General features: G+C 60.8%; 22 protein-coding genes and 1 other RNA gene. 8 read left to right on the forward strand and 15 right to left on the reverse strand.

What is annotated here, in order from left to right; translation table 11 throughout:
* Positions 1–2: 2 nt before the first annotated feature.
* From mraY to rsmI, 9 genes are all read right to left on the reverse strand, one after another.
* On the reverse strand, positions 3–1,085 hold the full coding sequence (gene mraY / locus ACLH0H_RS04295; RefSeq protein WP_411381119.1) for a phospho-N-acetylmuramoyl-pentapeptide-transferase: 1,083 nt from the start codon (positions 1,083–1,085) through the stop codon (positions 3–5).
* Complete coding sequence (locus ACLH0H_RS04300; RefSeq protein WP_411381120.1) at positions 1,085–2,455, reverse strand: UDP-N-acetylmuramoyl-tripeptide--D-alanyl-D-alanine ligase; 1,371 nt, start codon at positions 2,453–2,455, stop codon at positions 1,085–1,087. Before ACLH0H_RS04300 ends, mraY begins: the two co-directional genes overlap by 1 nt.
* Positions 2,448–3,911, reverse strand: coding sequence for a UDP-N-acetylmuramoyl-L-alanyl-D-glutamate--2,6-diaminopimelate ligase (locus tag ACLH0H_RS04305; protein WP_411381121.1), 1,464 nt, complete (start codon positions 3,909–3,911; stop codon positions 2,448–2,450). The genes ACLH0H_RS04300 and ACLH0H_RS04305 overlap by 8 nt, the downstream gene beginning before the upstream one ends.
* Positions 3,911–5,653 (reverse strand): peptidoglycan D,D-transpeptidase FtsI family protein, encoded by a 1,743-nt coding sequence (locus tag ACLH0H_RS04310; protein ID WP_186688644.1) that lies wholly within the window; start codon positions 5,651–5,653, stop codon positions 3,911–3,913. The genes ACLH0H_RS04305 and ACLH0H_RS04310 overlap by 1 nt, the downstream gene beginning before the upstream one ends.
* The gene (gene ftsL, locus ACLH0H_RS04315; RefSeq protein ID WP_411381122.1) at positions 5,653–5,946 is read right to left on the reverse strand and encodes a cell division protein FtsL; all 294 of its coding nucleotides are present in this window, start codon (positions 5,944–5,946) and stop codon (positions 5,653–5,655) included. The genes ACLH0H_RS04310 and ftsL overlap by 1 nt, the downstream gene beginning before the upstream one ends.
* Positions 5,943–6,890, reverse strand: coding sequence for a 16S rRNA (cytosine(1402)-N(4))-methyltransferase RsmH (gene rsmH, locus ACLH0H_RS04320; protein WP_411381123.1), 948 nt, complete (start codon positions 6,888–6,890; stop codon positions 5,943–5,945). The genes ftsL and rsmH overlap by 4 nt, the downstream gene beginning before the upstream one ends.
* The gene (mraZ, locus tag ACLH0H_RS04325; protein ID WP_003171868.1) at positions 6,887–7,342 is read right to left on the reverse strand and encodes a division/cell wall cluster transcriptional repressor MraZ; all 456 of its coding nucleotides are present in this window, start codon (positions 7,340–7,342) and stop codon (positions 6,887–6,889) included. Before mraZ ends, rsmH begins: the two co-directional genes overlap by 4 nt.
* Before the next feature lie 354 nt (positions 7,343–7,696).
* Positions 7,697–8,050: RNase P RNA component class A (gene rnpB / locus ACLH0H_RS04330), an RNA gene on the reverse strand.
* A gap of 96 nt (positions 8,051–8,146) precedes the next feature.
* Positions 8,147–9,052, reverse strand: coding sequence for a 16S rRNA (cytidine(1402)-2'-O)-methyltransferase (gene rsmI / locus ACLH0H_RS04335; RefSeq protein WP_411381124.1), 906 nt, complete (start codon positions 9,050–9,052; stop codon positions 8,147–8,149).
* 176 nt (positions 9,053–9,228) lie between these two features.
* Here rsmI and ACLH0H_RS04340 point away from each other — a divergent pair, with 176 nt between their 5' ends.
* From ACLH0H_RS04340 to ACLH0H_RS04355, 4 genes are all read left to right on the forward strand, one after another.
* A complete protein-coding gene (locus ACLH0H_RS04340; RefSeq protein ID WP_411381125.1) occupies positions 9,229–11,040 on the forward strand; it encodes a penicillin-binding protein activator in 1,812 nt (603 codons plus the stop codon).
* Complete coding sequence (locus tag ACLH0H_RS04345) at positions 11,040–11,411, forward strand: YraN family protein (RefSeq protein ID WP_411381126.1); 372 nt, start codon at positions 11,040–11,042, stop codon at positions 11,409–11,411. Before ACLH0H_RS04340 ends, ACLH0H_RS04345 begins: the two co-directional genes overlap by 1 nt.
* A 92-nt stretch (positions 11,412–11,503) precedes the next feature.
* Complete coding sequence (locus ACLH0H_RS04350) at positions 11,504–12,097, forward strand: phosphoheptose isomerase (RefSeq protein WP_003171862.1); 594 nt, start codon at positions 11,504–11,506, stop codon at positions 12,095–12,097.
* Positions 12,094–12,675, forward strand: coding sequence for a BON domain-containing protein (locus ACLH0H_RS04355; RefSeq protein ID WP_012722284.1), 582 nt, complete (start codon positions 12,094–12,096; stop codon positions 12,673–12,675). The genes ACLH0H_RS04350 and ACLH0H_RS04355 overlap by 4 nt, the downstream gene beginning before the upstream one ends.
* A 69-nt stretch (positions 12,676–12,744) precedes the next feature.
* Here ACLH0H_RS04355 and ACLH0H_RS04360 read toward each other — a convergent pair whose 3' ends face one another.
* The 4 genes from ACLH0H_RS04360 to ACLH0H_RS04375 all read right to left on the reverse strand — a co-directional run bounded on the left by ACLH0H_RS04360 (position 12,745) and on the right by ACLH0H_RS04375 (position 16,560).
* A complete protein-coding gene (locus ACLH0H_RS04360; protein WP_411381127.1) occupies positions 12,745–13,518 on the reverse strand; it encodes an OmpA family protein in 774 nt (257 codons plus the stop codon).
* 240 nt (positions 13,519–13,758) lie between these two features.
* Positions 13,759–14,964, reverse strand: coding sequence for a methylaspartate mutase (locus ACLH0H_RS04365; RefSeq protein ID WP_411381128.1), 1,206 nt, complete (start codon positions 14,962–14,964; stop codon positions 13,759–13,761).
* A 49-nt stretch (positions 14,965–15,013) separates the two neighbouring features.
* The gene (locus ACLH0H_RS04370; protein WP_411381129.1) at positions 15,014–15,469 is read right to left on the reverse strand and encodes a cobalamin B12-binding domain-containing protein; all 456 of its coding nucleotides are present in this window, start codon (positions 15,467–15,469) and stop codon (positions 15,014–15,016) included.
* A 14-nt stretch (positions 15,470–15,483) separates the two neighbouring features.
* Positions 15,484–16,560, reverse strand: coding sequence for a fatty acid desaturase (locus tag ACLH0H_RS04375; RefSeq protein ID WP_411381130.1), 1,077 nt, complete (start codon positions 16,558–16,560; stop codon positions 15,484–15,486).
* 160 nt (positions 16,561–16,720) lie between these two features.
* Between ACLH0H_RS04375 and ACLH0H_RS04380 the strand changes: the two genes are divergently transcribed.
* Entirely contained in the window at positions 16,721–17,602 is an 882-nt protein-coding gene (locus ACLH0H_RS04380; RefSeq protein WP_411382362.1) for a LysR family transcriptional regulator, read from the forward strand.
* 18 nt (positions 17,603–17,620) lie between these two features.
* Here ACLH0H_RS04380 and ACLH0H_RS04385 read toward each other — a convergent pair whose 3' ends face one another.
* Together ACLH0H_RS04385 and ACLH0H_RS04390 are read right to left on the reverse strand one after the other, a co-directional pair.
* Positions 17,621–18,607, reverse strand: coding sequence for a quinone oxidoreductase family protein (locus ACLH0H_RS04385; protein WP_411381131.1), 987 nt, complete (start codon positions 18,605–18,607; stop codon positions 17,621–17,623).
* 9 nt (positions 18,608–18,616) lie between these two features.
* The gene (locus tag ACLH0H_RS04390) at positions 18,617–19,237 is read right to left on the reverse strand and encodes a LysE family translocator (RefSeq protein ID WP_411381132.1); all 621 of its coding nucleotides are present in this window, start codon (positions 19,235–19,237) and stop codon (positions 18,617–18,619) included.
* A gap of 303 nt (positions 19,238–19,540) precedes the next feature.
* On the opposite strand from ACLH0H_RS04390, the gene ACLH0H_RS04395 reads away from it, so the two are divergent.
* From ACLH0H_RS04395 to ACLH0H_RS04405, 3 genes are read left to right on the forward strand one after another with little or no spacing between them, the layout of a single operon-like run.
* Entirely contained in the window at positions 19,541–20,131 is a 591-nt protein-coding gene (locus ACLH0H_RS04395) for a paraquat-inducible protein A (protein ID WP_411381133.1), read from the forward strand.
* On the forward strand, positions 20,128–20,772 hold the full coding sequence (locus tag ACLH0H_RS04400; RefSeq protein WP_411381134.1) for a paraquat-inducible protein A: 645 nt from the start codon (positions 20,128–20,130) through the stop codon (positions 20,770–20,772). Before ACLH0H_RS04395 ends, ACLH0H_RS04400 begins: the two co-directional genes overlap by 4 nt.
* A complete protein-coding gene (locus tag ACLH0H_RS04405) occupies positions 20,753–22,408 on the forward strand; it encodes an intermembrane transport protein PqiB (RefSeq protein WP_411381135.1) in 1,656 nt (551 codons plus the stop codon). Before ACLH0H_RS04400 ends, ACLH0H_RS04405 begins: the two co-directional genes overlap by 20 nt.
* Positions 22,409–22,413: the final 5 nt, after the last annotated feature.

The raw sequence follows: 22,413 nt of genomic DNA on the forward strand, positions 1-22,413 counted from the left end.
TTCTACCTCAGTTTCAGGGTGGCAAGGCCGACCAGTACCAGAATCACGGTGATGATCCAGAAACGGACAATCACGCGCGGCTCGGGCCAGCCCTTGAGTTCAAAGTGGTGGTGAATCGGCGCCATGCGGAACACACGGCGCCCGGTCAATTTGAAGGAGGCCACCTGGATGACCACCGACAGGGTTTCCATCACGAACACACCGCCCATGATGAACAGCACGATTTCCTGGCGCACGATCACCGCGATGGTGCCCAGGGCCGCGCCCAGCGCCAGCGCACCGACGTCGCCCATGAAGACTTGTGCCGGGTAAGTGTTGAACCACAGGAACCCCAGGCCGGCACCGATCAGCGCGCCGCAGAACACGATCAGTTCACCCGCGCCCGGTACGTACGGAATCAGCAGGTATTCAGCGAATTTCACGTTGCCCGACAGGTAGCAGAAGATGCCCAGCGCGCCGCCCACCATCACCGTCGGCATGATCGCCAGGCCGTCGAGGCCGTCGGTCAGGTTCACCGCGTTGCTGGAGCCGACGATTACGAAGTAGGTCAGCACCACAAAGCCGATGCCCAGTGGGATGCTGGCATCCTTGAGCATCGGGAAGATCAAGGTGGTTTCCACGGCGCTCGGCGCGGTGCTGTACAGGAAGATCGCGGCGCCGAGACCGAACACCGACTGCCAGAAATACTTCCAGCGGCTTGGCAGCCCCTTGGAGTTCTTCTCGATCACTTTGCGGTAGTCGTCGACCCAACCGATGGCGCCGAACAACAGGGTGACCAGCAACACGGTCCAGACATAGCGGTTATTCAGGTCAGCCCACAGCAAGGTGCTGATACCGATGGACGACAGGATCAGCGCGCCGCCCATGGTCGGCGTACCGGATTTGGACAGGTGCGACTGCGGGCCGTCATTGCGAACCGATTGACCAATTTGCAGGTTCTGCAGGGTGCGGATCATCCACGGCCCCAGGAACAGCGACAAACACAGCGCGGTCAGCACACCCAGGATCCCGCGCAGGGTCAGGTACTGAAAGACCGCGAAGCCTTTGTGGAACTGTTGCAGATACTCAGCCAGCAGCAGCAGCATTAATGTTTCTCCGTACTTGAGCCACACAAGGCCGCGACGACGTTTTCCATCACCGCGCTGCGCGATCCCTTGATCAAAATGGTTGTGTGTGTGTCTTGCTCAGCCGCCGTCAGCGCCTGGATGAGTTCAGCCTGGGTCGTGAAATGCCGCGCACCGGGGCCGAACGCTTTGACGGCGTGGGCCATGTTGGGGCCGACGGCGTAGAGCGCGTCAGCTTTGCCGACGGCGTGGGCGCCGACTTCGCGATGGCCTTGCTCAGCCCACTCGCCCAGTTCGCCGATATCGCCCAGCACCAGCACCTTGCGTCCGGCAAAGCCGTTCAGCAGGTCGACTGCCGCGTTAACGGAGGACGGGTTGGCGTTGTAAGTGTCGTCTATCACGCGCATGCCGTTGGTTGCCAGTTGCGCCACGGTACGGCCCTTGACCGGCTGCACCGCGCCCAGGCCGGTGGCGATACCGAACAGCGACACGCCCAAGGCGTAGGCGGCAGCGGCGGCGGCCAGGGCATTGGCGACGTTATGGTTACCCAGCAGGTTCAACTGCACGTGTTCACTGCCTTGCGGGGTGTGCAAGGTAAAGGACGGGCAGCCACGGGCATCGACGCTGAGGTGGGAGGCGTGGAAATCAGCCGCCGCATTGAGCACGGCAAACGTCAGGACCTTGCGACCGGCGGCGCGAACACGCCAGGTCTCGAAGGCCTTGTCATCCAGGTTCAATACCGCCGTGCCCGATGCATCGAGGCCTTCGAGGATTTCGCCCTTGGCCTGAACGATTTTCTCCGGGCCGCCGAACTCGCCGACATGGGCGGTACCGGCATTATTGATGATCGCAACCTGGGGTTTGGTCAGCGCCACGGTGTAGGCAATTTCGCCGATGCGCGACGCGCCCAACTCAATCACGGCCGCCGTGTGTTCCGGGGCCAGTTCAAGCAAGGTCAGCGGTGCGCCGAAATCATTATTCAGGTTGCCACGGGTGGCCAGTACCGGCCCGCGCGTGCGCAGCACACCCGCCAGCAGTTCCTTGACCGTGGTCTTGCCGCTGGAGCCGGTGATGGCGGCAACCGGCTTGTCAAAGGCGGCACGGTTCAGCGCGCCCAGTTGGCCGAGGGCCAGACGGGTATCGGCCACCAGCAATTGCGGCAGCGTGGAGTCCGCCACGGCGCGCTGTACCAAGGCACCCACGGCACCTTTGGCGGCAACGTCATTGAGATAGTCATGCCCATCGAAGCGCGGCCCCGCCAACGCCACGAACAGTTGACCCGGCTTGATGGCGCGGCTGTCGATACTGACGCCGTCAAAGCTGCAATCGCTCGACAACACACGGGCCGACAGGGCCTGGGCCAACTCGCTGAATGTCATCGCCTTAAGCATGGGCGACCTCCCAGGCGGCCAAGGCGCGATCAGCCTCGACCAGGTCGGAGAACGCATGGCGCTCGCCGTTGATTTCCTGATAGTCCTCGTGGCCTTTACCGGCCAACACCACCACGTCGTCCGCGCTGGCGCTGGCGATCAACTGGGCGATGGCTGCGCCGCGACCGGAAACGAAGGCGGCCTTGGACACGTCGTTGAAGCCCGTCCGGATGTCGTCGAAAATCTGGCCCGGGTCTTCGCTGCGGGGGTTGTCGTCGGTGACGAGCACGCCATCGGCCAGGCGCTCGACGATCTCGGCCATCAACGGGCGCTTGCCGCGATCGCGATCACCGCCGCAACCGAACAGGCACAGCAACTTGCCCTTGGCGTGTGGACGCAGTGCCACCAGGACTTTTTCCAGTGCATCCGGGGTATGTGCGTAATCGACCACGACCAGCGGCTGCGTGCCGCCACCCAGGCGCTGCATGCGACCGGCCGGGCCTTCGAGCTTGGGCAAGACCTTGAGGATTTCATCCAGCGCGTAATCCAGGCCGAGCAACGCGCCGACGGCGGCGAGGACGTTGCTCAGGTTGAAGCGACCGAGCAAGGTGCTGCGCAGGTGGTGTTCACCCTGAGGCGTGACCAAGGTGGCGCGCACGCCCTCGTCATTGAACTGCGCTTCGCGGCAATACAGGTAGGCGCTGGAGTCTTCCAGGCTGTAGGTGATCAGGCGCGACTCGTTTTCCTCGGCAGCCAGTTGGCGACCGAACGCGTCATCGAGGTTGACCACCCGGCACTTCAGATCATTCCAGGCAAACAGCTTGGCCTTGGCGGCGGCGTACGCCTCCATGGTGCCGTGGTAGTCCAGGTGATCCCGAGACAGGTTGGTCATCACCGCCACGTCGAACGCCAGCGCCGTCACGCGGCCCTGATCCAGGCCATGGGACGACACTTCCATGGCAACCGCCTTGGCACCGGCCTTCTTCAGGTCGGCCAGGGTCGCTTGCACGGCAATAGGGTTCGGCGTGGTGTGCAGGCCGCTTTGCAGCGCGCCATAGAAGCCCGTGCCCAGGGTGCCGACGATGCCGCAGTGCTGGCCCAGCAGGTCGAGGGCCTGGGCAACCAGTTGGGTCACGCTGGTCTTGCCGTTGGTGCCGGTAACGCCGACCAGGTTGAGGTGCCGGCTGGGCTCGCCGTAGAAACGCCCGGCGATGTCAGACAGCTGCCTGGCCAAGCCTTTGACCGGAATCAGCGGCACGTCGGTGATCGGCAGCACGGTGGCGCCGTCCACTTCATAGGCCACGGCTGCCGCGCCGCGTTGCAACGCATCCGCGATATGCGCGCGGCCATCGAATTTACCGCCAGGCACGGCCAGGAACAGGTCACCGGCGCGCACATTACGGCTGTCCAGGCTCAACTCGCGGATCAACAGATCGCGACCGGCGTGGGCAAAAATCTTGTTCAGGCTAAGAGACATCAGCCGCGCCCTCCATTGGCTTTTACCGCAGCGACCGGTGCACCGGCGTTCGCTTGCTGGGTCGGCGGCAGGTTGTCCGGCGTGATGTTCATCAGGCGCAGGGTGCCGGACATCACTTTGCTGAACACCGGCGCCGATACCAGGCCACCGAAGTAGCCGGCTTTACTCGGTTCATCGATCACGACCACGACGGCGTAGCGTGGGTCACTCATCGGCCCGAAGCCGGCGAACAACGAACGGTAGGAGTTTTCGGCGTAGCCCTTGGTGCCCACCGATGTCTTGCGCGCGGTACCCGACTTGCCGGCCACGTGATACGCCGGCACCTGGGCACGGAACACGCCGCGCGGTGCTTCGATCACCTGTTGCAGCATGCCTTGCATGGTCTTGGCGACGTTCTCCGGGATCACCTGGGTGGCTTGCGGCGCTTCGTCGACGTGGATCAGGCTCAGTGGAACCATCCGGCCATTATTCGCCAGTACAGAGAAAGCGTGAGCCAGCTGGATCGCGGTCACCGACAGGCCGTAGCCATAGGAAAGCGTGGCGGTCTCGGCCTTTTTCCAGTCGCGGTAGTTCGGCAGGTTGCCTACGCGCTCGCCCGGGAAGTTAAGGCCGGTGGGTTGGCCCAGGCCGATTTTCTGCGCCAGGCGGTAGATGGCTTCGCCGCCGATATCAAAGGCGACCTTACTCATGCCCACGTTACTGGAGTTGATCAGGATACCTGTCAGATCCAGCACCGGACCTTCGGTACGGGATACGTCGCGGATGGTATAGCGGCCCAACTGCAAGGTACCCGGATACACCTCGACCTTGTCGCTGGGCTTCCAGCGTCCGGTTTCCAGGGCGGCGCTCATGGAGATGGCTTTCATGGTCGAACCCGGCTCGAACACGTCGATCATCGCGCGGTTGCGCATCATCGCCGGCTGCAGGTTGCGGCGGTTGTTCGGGTTGTAGGTCGGCTGGTTGACCATGGCCAGGATCTCGCCGCTCTTCACGTCCATGATCACCAGGCTGCCGGCCTTGGCGCCATTCTCGATGATCGCGTTACGCAGCTCGCGGTTGGCCAGGTATTGCAGGCGCAGGTCAATCGACAACGCCAAGGGCTTGCCGGCCTTGGCGTTTTTAGTGACCTGGACATCCTTGATCAGTCGGCCGCGCCGATCCTTGATGACTTGTCGTTTGCCGGGAACCCCGGCGAGCCATTCGTCATAGGCCAGCTCCACCCCTTCACGACCGTGGTCGTCAATGTCGGTAAAGCCAACCATGTGCGCGGTGGTTTCACCCGCCGGGTAGAAACGACGAAATTCCTCGATGCCATAGACACCGGGGACTTTAAGGTCGAGTACTTGCTGGCCTTGTTCGGGGGTGAGCCCACGGACCAGATAGATGAATTCCTTGTTGGCCTGGGCTTCGAGGCGTTCGGCCAAGGCCTTGGGCTCCTGGCCGAGGGCAGCCGCCAGTTGCGGCCACTTGTCCTTGGCGACCTGGAGTTCCTTGGCGTTGGCCCACAGGGTAGTCACCGGGGTGCTGACAGCCAGAGGCTCGCCGTTACGGTCGGTGATCAGGCCACGGTGCGCGGGAATCGGGATATGCCGCAGACTGCGGGCGTCGCCCTGGCCGATCAGGAAGTCGCGGTCGATCACTTGCAGGTCGACAATGCGCCAGACGATCGCACCCACCATCAATGCGAGCAACCCCAGCATCAGGCGGAAGCGCCATGGGTAAAGTGCGCCTTCAAGCTTCATCATGGCGCCACCATGCGAACGTCGGCCGCGCTCGGAATGTGCATTTTCAACTGTTCGGTGGCCAGCACTTCGATACGGCTATGGGCCGTCCAGGTACTTTGCTCCAGGATCAGCCGGCCCCACTCGGCCTGCGCCTTGTCACGCACACTCAATTCCCCATACAGGGTATTGAGCAATTGGCGGTTGTAGTGCGCGCTGTAGGACACCGCAATCGCGGACACCAGCACGCCAACGTACAGCAGCATCATGAAGAAGCTGCCGCCCGGGAGGGGTTTGGCGAAAAGCTTGCTCACCGCAACTTCTCGGCAACGCGCATGACGGCGCTACGGGAACGTGGATTGGCCTTGAGTTCGGCTTCGGAAGCGAACTGGGCTTTGCCATGGATTTTGATTTTCGGCACAAAGGCTTCGAAACGTACCGGCAGGTTGCGCGGCAGGTTGTCGGACTCGCCCTTGACCAGGCGGCGCATGAACAGTTTGACGATACGGTCTTCCAGAGAGTGGAAGCTGATCACCACCAGACGACCACCCACTTCCAGCGCCTCGAGGGCCGCCTCAAGGCCGGCCTCCAGGTCGCCCAATTCGTTGTTGACGTGAATACGCAGGCCCTGGAACGCACGGGTTGCCGGGTTCTTGCCCTTCTCCCAGGCAGGGTTGGCGACCTTCAGCACTTCGGCCAGGTCGGCGGTGCGCTCGAACGGCTGGATTTCGCGACGCTCGACCACGGCGCGGGCCATGCGGCCGGCGAAGCGCTCTTCACCGTATTCCTTGAACACACGGGCAATTTCTTCCACCGGCGCGGTAGCGATGAACTGTGCGGCGCTGACGCCACGGGTCGGGTCCATACGCATGTCGAGCGGGCCGTCATTCATGAAACTGAAGCCGCGCTCCGGGTCGTCAAGCTGTGGCGAGGAAACGCCCAGGTCGAGCAAAACCCCGGCCACCTTGCCCGCCATGTCACGCGCGGCGACTTCGGCACCCAGCTCGGCAAAGCTGCGTTGCACAACGACAAAGCGGCCGTCTTCGGCCGCTAGCGCTTGCCCGGTGGCAATCGCTTGGGGGTCCTTGTCGAACCCCAGGAGTTTACCGTCGGGCCCGAGCCGGCTGAGTATCAGGCGGCTATGCCCGCCCCTGCCGAAGGTGCCATCCAGATAGCAGCCATCCGCGCGTACGGCGAGAGCCTCAACGGCTTCGTCAAGCAGTACGGTGATGTGGTTAAAGCCGCTATCAATAGTCACAGGATCAAATCACGCAGTTCATCAGGCATGGCGCCCGGTTGTTGAATAGCCGCCAGGTCAGCTGCGGAAACAGCGTCCCAGGCATCTTCGTCCCACAATTGGAACTTGTTCAGCTGGCCGACCAGCATTGCGCGCTTATCCAGCTTGGCGTACTCGCGCAAACGCGGAGGCACCAGGAAACGACCGCTGCCATCGAGTTCAAGGTCGACGGCATTACCGATCAGCAAACGCTGCAGGCGGCGGTTCTCTTCACGCAATGAAGGCAGGGCGCGCAGTTTGGTTTCGATCAACTCCCACTCATCGAGCGGGTAAACACATAAACAAGGGTCGACGGCATCAATGGTGATGATCAACTGTCCGGAACTTCGCGAAATGAGCTCGTCACGATACCGGCTCGGCATAGCGAGACGGCCTTTTGCATCGAGACTGATAGCGTTAGCTCCGCGAAACACAGATGCGTTTCTCCAAATTTTAGCGTTTTACGTTCAAAAAACCCACTTTGTGCCACTTTCCGCCACTTGCGCACACTATAGGAATGCGCCCACCACACCGTCAAGGCGCGGATTCAAGGAAAAGCCTTACAGAACGGAGATTTAGGAGCGTAAACGGAGGAGAAACCAGAGTTCGGCGGTGTTTTTGACCCAGCAAGCGCAGAAGGCTCAAAGAGCTATAGCTCAAAGTTAAAGTGATTTATTAAGAGTAAGATTTTTTTGGTATTACGAAGACGCATCTGCCAATGATTTGGCAGGGAGGGATTCTTGCGTTACTACCGGGTTTCTGCCCGAGACTCAGGCAAAAGGAAAAAGGTGGAGAGTCGATCTGTAAGCCGGGTTCTGTCGTGAACAGTCATTCGTCTACGATGGCCATCACTGGACATCTTTAGCAACCTACCCGGTCCCAGCGCGGGCCACGCCTTGGGACCCTATTTGGTCTTGCTCCAAGTGGGGTTTACCTAGCCACGAACTGTTGCCAGTCGCGCGGTGCGCTCTTACCGCACCTTTTCACCCTTACCGGCACCGAAGTGCTTAGGCGGTTATTTTCTGTGGCACTTTCCGTAGGCTCACGCCTCCCAGGCATTACCTGGCACTTCGCCCTATGGAGCCCGGACTTTCCTCCCCCCCCTAATTTTCATAGAGGGCAGCGACTGTCCAATCGACTCTCCGCCGCGCAGGTTAACGGCACCGCGGACTTAGGACAAGTGTTAAAAGTTCAGAACCGCCATCACCCTCAGACGAAATACCGGCTCAATCCCGGAACTAATCGGCTTTCTGTTTATCGAGCGCCGCCTGGTACAGCACATTTTTGCGCACCCCGGTAATTTCCGCAGCCAGGGCCGCCGCGCGCTTGAGCGGCATTTCCTTGAGCAGCAGGTCCAGGACGCGCATGGCCTCAGTGCCCACGGCCTCTTCGCTTGCCGGCGCCGTCCAGCCCGCCACCAGCACCACGCACTCGCCGCGCTGCTGGTTGCTGTCGCCTTCGACAAAGGCGCGCAGTTCTTCCAGCGGCAGGCCCTTGAGGGTTTCAAAGGTTTTGGTCAGCTCACGGGCCAGCAGTGCGAGGCGCTCGCCGCCAAACACCAGCTCCATGTCCTGCAGGCATTCAAGGATGCGATGCGGGGCTTCATAGAAGATCAAGGTGCGCGGCTCTTCCTTCAGCGCTTGCAAGCGCGCACGACGCCCAACTGCCTTGGCCGGCAGGAAGCCCTCGAAGATAAACCGGTCGGACGGCAGGCCCGCCGCCGATAACGCTGCAATCAGCGCGCACGCACCCGGAACAGGCACTACATTGATACCAGCCGCCCGCGCCTGGCGCACCAGGTGGTAGCCAGGGTCGGAAATCAGCGGCGTGCCCGCGTCGGAGATCAGCGCCACATCGTCGCCAGCCAGCAAGCGCACGATAAAACGGCTGCCTTCTTCGCGTTCGTTGTGCTCATGGCAGGCCGCCAGTGGCGTGCTAATGCCAAAGTGCTGCATCAACCGCTGGGAGTGCCGCGTGTCTTCAGCCGCAATCAATTTAACGTCGCGCAACACCTTAAGCGCACGCGCACTGATGTCGTCCAGGTTGCCAATGGGCGTCGCCACGACAAAAAGCGAGCCTGCAGTGGAATTCAAAGGACCTGGAGCAGTCAAAACGCACACCTCGATGGTTGGCAAAAACCACATTGTAGCGCGTAGGCGCCTTGAAAATATGCCATCGCTGCCGATGCCCTTTCAGCCGTTTAACGCCAATTGCAACATTTGCACGACCTAAATCAACGGTTTCACATCAGTAACATCGCGCCTGGGCCAGTGCTTGGGTACACTTCCACGCTAATTTGATCGGTATCAGGAACACTTACATGATCGCTTGCCTGCGGCTGCTCTCCGCCCTCTGCCTTGCTGCCTTGTTGGCCGCTTGCGCCAGCTCGCCCTCGTCCAGCCTTGGCGACCTTCCACGGACCCCGGACGCCAGTATCGAGCAACTGCTCGAACAGGCCACGACCGCCACCACGCCGGAAAAGGCCGCGATGCTGCGCCTGGGTGCGGCAGACCTGGCCTACAAGCAGAACAACCCGGGACGCTCGTCGCAGATTCTTGCGCAGGTGCCCCTGGATGCTCTCAAGCCGGCCGCGCAGGTGTTCGCCAGCACGCTGGCCGCCGAACTGGCGATGGCGCGCAACCAGCCCAAGGCGGCGTTGACCGCCCTGAACCACCCGAGCCTGCAAAGCCTGAAGGAGCTGCCGCCGGAACAGCAGATCCGTACCGGCAGCGTGCACGCCCGCGCCTATGAAGCCGACGGCCAGACCCTGGCCGCCGCCCGCGAGCGCGTCGCCATGGCTCCGCTGCTCAGCGGCGATGCGGCCAACAGCAACCACGAAGCCATCTGGGCCCTGATTGCCGCCCTGCCGGCCGAACAACTGAAAGCCAGCGGCAACCCGGTGCTGGACGGCTGGATCACCCTGGCCCAATCGGTCAAGGGCGCCGGTACGCTGGAGCAGCAACAGGCGGCCATCGACACCTGGCGCGCGCAGAACCCGGGCCACCCGGCTGCGGTGCAACTGCCGACGCCGCTGACCAAACTCAAGGAGCTGGCCAGCCAGCCCCTGACCAAGATCGCCCTGCTGCTGCCACAGGACGGCCCCCTGGCTTCCGTGGGCAAGGCACTGCGCGAAGGTTTCATGGCGGCGCACTACCAGGCTGAACAAGCCGGACAGAAGCCGCCGGTGATCGAGTTCTACGACAGCTCGCGCCTGACCTCCATCGATGAGTTTTACGCCAAGGCCCAGGCCGCAGGTGTGCAATTGGTGGTCGGTCCGCTGGAAAAGCCTTTGGTCAAACAGCTCAGTGCACGCCCTCAATTGCCGATCACTACCCTGGCGCTGAACTACAGCGAGGGCGATCAAGGCCCGGCGCAGCTGTTCCAGTTCGGCCTGGCCGCTGAAGACGAAGCCCGCGAAGTATCGCGCCGTGCCCGTGCCGATGGCCTGCATCGCGCCGCAGCGATGGTGCCGCGTGGCGAATGGGGCGAGCGCGTGTACAAGGCCTTCCGTCAGGATTGGGAAGCCAATGGCGGCACCGTGATGGGCGTTGAGTACGTCGATCAGCCCGTCGCCCTCGCCCAGCAGATCGCTGACCTGTTCCAGCTGCGTAAAAGCGAAGGCCGCGCCAAGAGCCTGCAAAGCACGGTCGGCACCGACGTTGCAGCGCAGCCTTCGCGTCGCCAGGACATCGAGTTCATTTTCCTGGCCGTGACGCCGCAACTGGCCCAGCAGATCAAGCCGACCCTGAACTTCCAGTACGCCGGTGATGTGCCGGTGTACGCCACGTCCCACGTGTTCAGCGCCAGCGGCGACAAGAACCAGTACCTGGACATGACCAACGTGATGTTCTGCGAAACCCCTTGGTTGCTCAACACCACCGATCCGCTGCGCAACCAGGTTGCCGCCCAATGGCCGCAAGCCAATGGCAGCCTCGGCCGCCTGTACGCGATGGGTGTCGATGCGTACCGCCTGGCGCCGCGTCTCGGGCAGCTCAAGGCACTGCCGGATACCCGTGTCGACGGTCTTTCGGGCAACCTGGGCATCAGCGCCAACCAGCGCGTTGACCGCCAGATGCCATGGGCCAAGTTTGTCGGCGGCGAAATCCAGCGTCTGCCGGACACCCCGCGCTGATGCCCGAGCGGCCCAGCGCACAAAGCGGCAAGGACGCCGAACTCCAAGCGCTCAAGCACTTGCAACAGCAGGGTCTGCGCCTACTGGCGCAGAACTGGTTGTGTAAACGCGGCGAGCTTGATCTGGTCATGCTTGACGGCGATACAGTAGTATTCGTCGAGGTCCGCTACAGGAAACACGCACAATGGGGTGGCGCACTCGCCAGTATCGACGGGCGCAAGCGTCAGAAGCTGATACTCGCCGCGCAGTTTTACCTGCAAAAAGAGCATCGCTGGGCTGATTCCCCCTGCCGTTTCGATGTGGTTGCCATTGAAAGCACACCGTCTGGCATCGCTGAACTGAACTGGCTCAAAGATGCCTTCGACAGCTGATTCGCCGGACATCTTCACCCCACACTTTTGCTCTTTGCTTTGCGGGCTGCACATTCCTGTGCCAAACAGCCGCGCTAATTAAGGTCACACAGATGGACATGCAATCCCGAATTCGCCAGCTTTTCCAGGCCAGCATCGACACCAAGCAACAGGCGATGGACGTACTTGCACCGCACATCGAGCAAGCCAGTCAGGTCATGGTCAATGCCCTGCTCAACGAGGGCAAAATGCTTTCGTGCGGCAACGGCGGTTCGGCCGGCGATGCCCAGCATTTCTCATCCGAGCTGCTCAACCGCTTTGAACGGGAGCGCCCGAGCCTGCCGGCCATCGCGTTGACCACCGATTCGTCGACAATCACCTCGATTGCCAACGACTACAGCTACAACGAGATCTTTTCCAAGCAGATCCGCGCCCTGGGCCAACCAGGTGACGTGCTGCTGGCGATTTCCACCAGCGGCAACTCGGCGAATATTATTCAAGCGATCCAGGCCGCACATGATCGCGAAATGATTGTCGTAGCATTGACCGGGCGCGATGGCGGCGGCATGGCCTCGCTGCTCTTGCCGGAAGACGTCGAGATTCGCGTCCCGGCCAATGTCACCGCACGTATCCAGGAAGTCCACCTGCTGACGATCCACTGCCTGTGTGATCTGATCGACAGCCAACTGTTTGGGAGTGAAGAATGACCGTTAACCGCCTCAGCCTTTTGGCCATCACCCTGTGCCTCGCTATCAGCGGCTGCAGCACGGCCATCACCGCAACACGTGACACCCCTATTCAGGACGACAAGGGCACCCGCACCTTCGGCAGCAAGATTGATGACTCGCTGATCGAAACCAAGGTCGAAGTCAACGTCGCCAAGGCCGCTCCGGACCTGGGCAACGGTGCCTCGCGCATTGTCGTGACCAGCTTCAACGGCGTCGTACTGCTGGCCGGCCAGACGCCACGCGCCGACCTCAAGGCCCAGGCCGAGCAAGCCGCCGCCGCGGTACAGCGCGTGAAAAAAGTCCACAACGAACTGCAGGTGATGGACCCGATCACCCTGCTGGCGATCAGCAACGACGCCCTGCTGACCACCAAGATCAAGGCACAGATGCTCACCGATAACGCGATTCCGGGATCGCGCATCAAGGTGGTCACCGACAACGGCATCGTTTATTTGATGGGCTTGCTCACCCAGGCAGAAGCGACTCGCGCAGCCAACCTGGTGCAGGGCGTATCCGGCGTGCAAAAAATCGTCAAGGTTTTCGAATACATCGATTGACGTAAACGGCAGCCGCAAAAAAGGGCGCCGTGCAGTGATTGCACGGCGCCCTTATTTATTGGCGAACCTTTACTGGTATTGCGAGTACGGGTTGCCCTGGAACTGATTGTTCTGCTGTGGTGCCTGTTGTTGCGCACCTGGCTGGCCGTACTGTTGGCCTGGGATCGGGCCGAGGTTCACTTCCACACGACGGTTCTGGGCACGGCCGTTGACGTCGGCGTTGCTGGCGATCGGGTTATCCGGGCCGGCACCGCGGGCACTCAGGTTGGTCGGGCTCACACCTTGGGAGGTCAGGTAATTGGCGACGCTCTGCGCACGGCGTTGGGACAGGTCCATGTTCAACTGACGGCTACCCGTGCTGTCGGTGTAGCCGACGATCTGGATAGTGTTCTGGTTGAACTGCTTGAGGGAGTTGGCCAGGTTGTTCAGCGGCTGGTAGAAGCTGCTGGAGATGGCATCCGAATTGGTCGCGAAGGTGATGTTGCCCGGCATGATCAGCTTGATCTTGTCGCCCTGGCGCTGAACTTCAACCCCGGTATTGGCCATGCTTTCACGCAGTTTCTTCTCTTGCTGGTCGGCGTAGTAGCCATAGCCCGCAGCGCCGGCACCTGCAACCACGGCACCGATCAGCGCGCCCTTGCCACGGTTGTTGTGGTCGATCGCCGCACCCGCCAAGGCACCGGCAAGGGCACCCAGGCCACCGTACTTGGCGGTCTTGCTCATACCGCCGGATTCATTGCTCGCCTGTCCCTGACTGCTGCCGTCATAGGGGTTAGGGGATGCGCAGCCGGACAACAAGGCTACGGCGGTAGCGACAACCAGCAGACGACGCGAAGTGAACATGAAGGGAGCTCCTACTTTTGCATTCTAAGGTGCAAAGGACATTGGCAATGGACCTGTGCCGAGTTTGGAACGCAACAAACGGTAAAAATTCCGTGGCTACAGAAACCCTAGCAGACGCACGCTGAACACCGCCTGAGTTTTTGCTACAAAGCGTGCCTGCCGTAGAGGATATGACCGTTTGACGACGCGCCTGTTGGTCACTACGCAGGTCAGTGACGTAGCAATCGACAGATCCACCACTCACATCACCCCATCATAAGTCCGAATGTTCTGCCGCAACGCCGCCAGAAAGGAAAAGGCATTCTCCACCCGCTCCCCCTCAAACCCCTGGTAGTAATTGTTCGCCGTCAGCACCGTACCCGCGCCGCGTTTGTTATCCGGGTGGAGACAATAAGGAATCGATAAAAACCCACTGTCGAATGCGCTGAGTATCGCTTCGGACAAGTCGGCATCACGCGCCAGCGTGCCTTCAACCAGTCGCCTTGATGCGCCCAGGATGCGGGCGTGCTCTTGCGCGTCGAACGGCACATCCGGCAACACACCCTTCGTATGCAGGCAATAGCTGGCGTATTCCAATGCGGCGATGTTTTCTTCGATCCGAGGAATACGCCGTGACTCCACCGGCGTTTTTATGATCACGCGCTGTACGCCGGTGGATCGGATCATGCCGAGTGCATCGCCGGTGATCCGGCAAAACCCACCCAGGGTTCGTGGGAAAAACCCCATGAACACGTAGCCGACGAAGTGGTAGCTGCCCGGTGCGAAGTATTCGCTGGCGAGTTGTTGCAAGGCGGCCACGGCAGCGCGGTCCTGCACGGGCGAGGTGCCCTGGGCGTAGGAGAACGACAACGTCTTGATTCCCTGAGCGCGCAAAAACAGGCCTTCCAGAATGTTGAGCGCCACTAGAATGACCGGGTCGCACATCTGCCCCATCATGCAGCCGGCAAAGCTCTCGATATGGCTGTGCTCCACTCCTGCGCAAAGCACCTGACAGGCTTTTTTCCAGTGGCCGAAAGCCTCACGCAGCGGCGTACGGCTGTACGGCAGGCAATAGGAAATGGGCCCGCCCTCGGTGGTGGCCGAGCCGATTTCGACCATGCGTTCGAAGATGTGCAGCGGATCGGGCGAGCCATGGCGAATCTGCACCGGCAGTTGATAGCGGGCATGAATCTGCTCAAGCATCGCGCGGGTTTTCGCCGCCGGGTGATTAACGATCGGGTAGCCGTTAAGCATGGACGCGCTGTCGATCGCCCGTTGCGCCGCCTCAAGGTTATTCACTCGGGTGAATGCATCGAGGGTGATGGTGCATACGGTGTTCGCGCGGCTGGCCGCCGTGGCCTCAAGCCCGGACTGCATCAGGCCGGGTTCGCTGAAGCCCATGCGCGGCTGCAGCACCGGGCCGTGCAGGTCAAACTGTTCAAGCACGTGGCTGTTGAAGTCGATCATGTCGGCAGGCCTTTTCCGGTACCTATGTTATCTGGCGCCGAGTACGCGCTCATCGTGCGACCCGCTTTTCCAGGTAATGGGCGGGAAACAACTGTGCACTGACGAGCGCCTGGAAGGCATCAAAACTGTTCGCCACGCTGTCGTCGAACACCTCGTCAAACCCTGCGGCCCTAAGCGTATCGCTGTGCCGGGCGATGGTCTGGGCGTCGTTTTCGGTGCAGATTTTTCCGCCGATGTAGAGCCCGTCGACGTGATGGGTCTCGCTGCGAATGCGCCGGGCGAGCTCGGCGCCCTCAAGGTAACCGTGACCATTGACCGTGCTGATCACAACGATTGCGCAGCCATTGCGCTCAAGCCGCGCAATCACGTCGTCCATCGGCGTGTTGGGCCCCAGGTTTTCTACCGTGTAGCCCAGGTCATTGAGCAGAAACTCCATGAACACCAGATTCCAGCTATGGGAGTCTGATGGCACGGTGCTGAGCAGTGCGGTTTTGTTGAACGTCATCGTTAAAATCCCTTTTAAGTTTCTGTTCTGTTTGCGTAATACGGAAGTGCGTTCTGGAAGTTGCGAAAGTTGACGGTGACGGCGTTTATATAGCCCCAGTAATCGGCATAGTTGGTCGGAAACGGTTTTGAGCCGTCGATCCTGTCGCGCTCGCGCGCGGTTATGTAATTGGGCCACTCTTTGGAACGGGGGCGCCGATGGTGAAAGTCATGGCACGGTGTATCGCCAACCATCACGAACACGCGGATGAACAAATGAAAACCCAACATTTTGATCAGCCAGACGCTGATGCAGGCGGTGCGTCGAACAGCGCCCGCAGCCTGCGGTATGCGCAACTCTTCACCAATGAATACGCCGGTCGTGCTTTCGCAGATGAAGTCGATACCGCGCCGTTTCAAGACCTCCACACTGGGCCAGGTATGCTCGGCAGCCAGGCGGAACGTGGTGCTGATGTGATAGCCGGCAAACACCGGCAACACCCACGCCATAATGAAAAGATCGAAATGGCCCAGGGTTGCCGCCAGCAGACTGATCGTGGCCCAGAAGCTCAGCGTCAGGGCGGCGACACGGCGGTTCGACGCGGTTGCGGTGCCCTTAACCCGGCTCCAGAACGAGCGCAGGATCGCCAGCGGTGACAGCGCCGTGCAAACCAGTTTGGTCCACATCGTGGCCACGCTGTCGGACGGCGTTAATCCCACCACCCCTTGCAGGTACGAGAGGGTGTCGTCATCGTCGGTCAGCAGTGTCTTGGAACTGTGGTGCAGCGCGTGCTCGCGCTTATAGGTATCGAAGGGTTTGAGCATCAATACGCCGGAAATAATCCGGCCCACGGTCACGTTCGTTTCACGCTGTTCAAACACCATCTCATGGGCGCAGTTGTGGCAAATCATTACCTGCATCTGCTTGATACCGCCGGTGGCCAGCACAAAACCCAGCACCCACAACATTACGCTGGCGTGCAAGTAACCGACGCCGGCCAACACCACGCCCGATGCAACTAATCCCGTTGACACAAGAATATGGTGAATGGGTTTCAGCGTGCGAACCTGGTTAAGATCCTCAGGTAGAGGCTTGGCGGTCAGCCAGCTCAAAAATGGCTGCATGAACCCTGGAAGGGTGCGCATCGAGTTACGTATCATCCATGTTTCCTCTGCGGGTTCGCTCCATCGAAAAAAACTGTACCGTGGCCTCTCGTTATTTCGAACAGAAATACGTGGGGATCGATTTTCCATTTTTGAGTACGGCATCAACGTGAACTGGGATGATCTGAAAGTTTTTATCTTCGTGGCCAAGTCCAATAACGTGACCGAGGCGGGAAACTCGCTGAAAGTTTCGGCATCGACGGTGTCGCGCAAGATCGCCGCACTTGAGGATTCGCTCAGTACCGTGCTGTTCCTGAAAAAGACCAACGGCTATTTTCTGACGGAAGCCGGCAGAGCGTTGCTTCCGCTGGCATTGGAGACGCAAGAGCGCTTCAAGCTCATGGAGCGTCAGATGTCGCAGCCAAATGACCGGATGGCCGGGCCGGTGCGCATCGATTGCCCGGAGTTGATGGGCACGCACCTGATCATTCCCGGGCTGGCGGACTTCCGTGATCGATACCCCGAGATCAGCTTCGACTTCATCAATACGGCAGTGTCGTCAAAACTCACGCAAAGCCATAGCGACATCATTATCCGACTGCGCAGGCCGGAAAACGGTAACTTCACCATGCGCCGGGTCGGCACGCTGATGCAGGGGCTTTTCTGTTCCGACGGGTATGCGACCGCCAACAAACTGCCCGCCACGCCGGATGACCTGAAAGACCACCACCTGATTGGATGGACCGAGGAGATGTCCTATATGCCGCTCGCGCAATGGCTCAATGAGGTGAGCGGCGAGCAGAAACCGTGGATGCGCGTGTCCAATCTCAATGCTCAGTTGAAGGCGGTGGAGGCTCATCTGGGGATCGCCGCGCTGCCAACCTATGTCGCGCGCCAGTCAGGCTTGCGTCAGGTCCTGGCCGACCGCCCGCTGCACAGCTCCGATATATGGCTGCTGCGCAATCAGGCGACGCAGGGCGTGGGCCGCGTCGATCAAGTGGTGGACTACCTGACGGAGCTGTTTCACAGCAAAACGGCGGAGATGCAATAACATCCCGTGGATGAAGGGTCATGGCACCAGGATCAGTGAACCCTGGGTTTGCCGGTCCTGCATGATGCGGTGAGCCTCGGCTGCCATGGCGAGCGGCAGGCGCGTTATGAGGGGCGCAGCTATCAGACTTTTGGACAGGGCCGCGAGCACCTGTGCAGCACTGGTGGCAAGCTCGGCGTCCTGACCGATGTAGTGCTTCAAAGACGGCCGCGTTACATGCAGCGAGCCCATGCTTCCAAGCCGCGACAGATTGAACCCCGTCACATCGCCTGATGCATTGCCAAAGAGCACCAGATGACCGCGCTGGCGCAGGCTGGCCAATGACAGCTCAAAGGTAGCGCGTCCGACAGAGTCGAACACGGTGTGAGCACCCTTGCCGTCGGTCACTTCACGAATGAACGACAAGGCGCCGGGAGCGTCGGGGTCAAGGGCCGCGTAGCAGCCGGCATCCAGCGCCTGGCGCCGCTTGGCTTCGCTGGAAGCAAGCCCCAAAACCCGTACGCCCCTGGCCGCCAGCCAACCGGTGGCAATGCTCCCCACACCGCCGGCAGCCGCATGCCACACCACCCAATCGTCAGCCGCGAGCGGTACGCAGCGATGAGTCAGGTATTCGGCGGTCAGCCCCTTGAACATCAACGCAGCGGCGGTTTCACTCGATACGTCATCGGGCAGCCGAATGGCGCGCGTGGCTGGCAGTACAGCATGACTGGCGTAGCTGCCCGTGGAACTGTCCACGAAGGCGACCCGGTCGCCGGGGCTGAAACCTCGCACCTGCGGTCCACAATCGACCACCCTTCCCGCGCCCTCCACGCCCAGGTTCCGTGGAAAGGCAGAGCCATCCTCAAGCACCCCGGAGCGCCGATGCACATCGATGAAATTGACGCCAGCCGCCTCAATGGCAACGGTGATTTCCCCGGGGCCGGCTGCCCGTAATGGGCATTCCAGCAGTTCGAGAACCTGGGGTTCTCCGGGCGCGGCGAAGACAACAGCTTGGGCACGGGTCATGCGACCTCCTTACAGCGGGCCGGTACGCAGGAAAATCCAAACCGCCACCGCGATCAGCATCAACCCAAACACCGCGTTCTGGAGCACCAGCAGCTTTGGCCGCGCCTGGATCAGTCTCTGCACGGATGAGCCCATCGATACCCAGACGACATGGGAAAAGAAATTCAGCGAAATCAGTGCAGCGCTCAAGATCAGCACCGCGCTGCTGCTGGTCTCTCCCGAGGGCATGAAGGTGGAAAACATCACCAGCAGCATCACGATGCCCTGCACGTTGCCCAACTGCACGACGATGCCGTCTCGAAACTGCAAGTGTATGGCTTTGTCGCCGGGCGCCTTCAGCGGACGACGCAGCAGGCGTACGCCCAGCCAAAGAATGTAGAAACTGCCGAGCACTTGCAGCACCCACACCAGCCGCGGGCTATTCATTAACGTGTGGTAAAGCCCCAACCCGACCAGCACCGCCAGCAGAAAATAGGTGATGTCCAGGCCGACGATGAACTGCACCGAACGACGTACGCCGCTTTGTGCGCCCGATGTCGCAACCATCAAGTTGCCAGGCCCTGCACTGAGGGTCAGCGGGGCCATGGTTGACAGCCAAAGCAGCCAGTTGATGCTGAATATCTCTTGCACGTTGTTATCCTCGATCACGGCATGGACTGCACGTGCTCAAGTCTAATTGGCGGTCGCTTATAAGGTTATAGCGAAGCGCGCAAAGTGATATCCCATAAATGGGGTAAACGGGGCGGCGCTTTGGGGTGACCAACCCATATTCATCGGTGCTCCTGCGGGCGCTGTGGCATATTCGGCACAGCGTATGGGTAACGACAGCTCCGGCCCGAAAGGGGGCACCGCCCGAGAACCACCTGCTAAACTTTCCGAGCGCCATTGCATAACCATCCAAGACCGCAACCATGCCGCGTTGGAGCGAGCCCCATGGCGAATCAACTGATCATCTGCGAGCACTGCGACTGCGTGTACGAGAAAGTCACGCTCGCCAAACATCAAAAAGCCGAATGCGTGCGTTGTGCCGGCGTGCTTCAGCGTTACAACGGCCTGTCGGTGCAACAACGCCTGGCCTTGACCCTGACCGCTGCTGTGTTGTGGACCTTCGCCAATTTCTATCCGGTGATGAGTATCAGCCTGCAAGGCCTGAAAAACAGTGCCACCCTATGGGATTCGGTGGTTGCGCTGAGCCTGGGGCCGATTACCTTTATCGCCTTGGTGGCCGCGATCTCCATCATCATCGCCCCGGTTTTCCAACTGTTGCTGCTGACGTGGGTGTTGAGTTTCGCCCTTTGGGGCAGACGCTCGCCCGCCTTCAAACTGTGCATGCGCTGGCTTGAAGCCTTGAGGCCCTGGAGCATGCTGGAGGTGTGCCTGCTCGGCGCGATGGTGGCGGTGTTCAAGCTGGCCGGCATGCTGGACGTAATGCCCGGCATCGGCCTGTTTGCCCTGGCGGTGCTCAGCCTGCTGCTGATCCGTATTGCCGGGCGCGACGTTCGCGACCTCTGGGACACCGTATGAACCCACCGCCGACAGCCCGCGAGCTTGACCTGTGCCTGTGCCACAGTTGTGGCCTGTCTGCCGATATCAGCAACGGCGCGACGGATTGCGCGCGCTGCGGCGCGCCCTTGCACTCGCGTAAAGTCAATTCCCTGGCCCGCACCTGGGCCTACATGCTGGCGGCATTGGCCTTCTATGTGCCCGCCAACCTGCTGCCGGTGATGAACACCACCATGCTCGGTTCGGGTGCGGACAGCACCATCATGAGTGGAGTGCTGGAATTCTGGCAGCATGGCGCGTGGGACATCGCGCTGATCATTTTCATCGCCAGCATCGCAGTACCGGGAATCAAGTTCGTGTCGTTGACCCTGCTGCTGGTTACCGTGCAGCGCAATAGCCTCTGGGCGCGCAAGGAGCGCTCAAAAATGTTTCGGTTTGTCGAACTGATCGGCTATTGGTCCATGCTCGATGTGATCGTGGTTGCCCTGGTGGCCGCGCTGGTCAAATTCCAGGCGCTGGGGACCATCGAGCCGCGACTGGGCATTCTGTTTTTCGGCCTGGTGGTGGTGTTTACCATGCTGGCCGCCATGAGCTTCGACCCGAGGCTGATCTGGGAAACCCCAACCACCAAGGAGACCTCGGATGACGTCACCCACCCCTGACAAGCCGCAAACGCCAGGCACGCCTGCCATCAAAACTCGGCGCTTCAGCGTTTCGCTGGTCTGGATCGTGCCCATCGTCGCGGTGCTGGTGGGGATTTCCCTGGTGGTCCACAGCGTGCTCCAGCAGGGCCCGACCATCACCCTCAATTTCAAGACCGGCAGCGGCCTGACGGCGAATAAAACCGAGGTCAAATACCGCAACGTGGTGATTGGCCAGGTGACCGAGGTGGCCTTGAGCGATGACCAGAAAAGCGTCAACGCGACCGTGAAACTGGCCAAGCAGGCCGAAAGCTTCACCCGCGCCGACTCGCAGTTCTGGGTCGTGCGCCCGCGCATCGGTGCCGGCGGCGTGTCGGGCATCGACACCCTGCTCTCCGGCGACTACATCGGCGCCGACATCGGCCAGTCCGAGACTCGCGCCAAACGGTTTATCGGCCTGGAAAACCCGCCGCCCATCACCTATGGCGAACCGGGCAAGCGCTTCACTTTGCACACCCAGGCCCTGGGCTCGCTGGATATCGGCTCGCCGGTGTATTACCGCAAAATCGAAGTCGGCCAAGTGGTGGCCTACAAACTGGACGCCGAAGGCAAGGGCGTCGACATCGAGGTGTTCGTGCATGCGCCCAACGATGTCTACGTGACCGAGAACACGCGTTTCTGGAACGCCAGTGGAGTCGACCTGAGTGTCGGCGCCAATGGTTTTGCCTTGAAAACCGAGTCGCTGTCCTCCCTGCTGGTCGGCGGTATCGCATTCCTGGCACCGCCTTATAGCCCTAACGACAAGCCGGCCGGTGAAGAACGCACCTTTGAGTTGTTCGACGATCAGCTCAGCGCCCTCGCCCCGCCCAATGGCGAGGGGCAATACATGAGCCTGCGCTTCGACCAGGCGTTACGCGGGCTCAAGGTCGGCGCACCGGTGGAATTCCTTGGGGTCGAGTTTGGCCGGGTGGTGTCGATCAACCTGGATTTCGACGCGAAGAAACGCAGCTTCCCGCTCAATGTCGGCATCGTGATCTACCCGCAATTGCTTGGTCAGGCCCATACCAAATTGCTCAAGACAATGAATCATGACCCCAATGACGAAGCCGCCGGTGTGCGGCTGATCGGCACGTTTATCGAAAACGGCCTGAGGGCCCAGGCGCGCAGCGGCAATTTGCTGACCGGCCAGTTGTACATCGCCCTGGATTTCTACCCGAAAGCCGAGAAGGTCGCGTTTGACCCCAAACTGCGCCCGGTCAGCATTCCGACTATCCCCGGCAACCTGGAGCAACTGCAGGAAAAACTCGAAAACATCGTCAACAAGATCAACCAACTGCCGATCGAGCGCATCGCCGGCAACCTCGACAGCAACCTTGTGGAATTGCGTAAAGGGCTGACCCAGTTCAACGCCAAGACCTTGCCCAGCGTCCAGAACACCTTGGCTGACGTGAGCAAGACGTTGCAATCGGCCAGTTCGACCCTGGCTGAAGACTCACCGCAACGTGAGCAGCTGACCCAGACGCTGGATGAATTGGGTCGCATGTCGCGCTCCTTGCGCGAACTGTCGGACTACCTGGGTCGACACCCGGAATCATTGATTCGCGGCCGCCCCGACAACGCTGCGCCCCTGGACCTGCAAGGGCCACCGCGCAAATGAACCGT

Origin of the sequence: Pseudomonas sp. MPB26, from assembly GCF_046605355.1 — a bacterium.
Classification (GTDB): Bacteria; Pseudomonadota; Gammaproteobacteria; order Pseudomonadales; family Pseudomonadaceae; genus Aquipseudomonas; species Aquipseudomonas cedrina.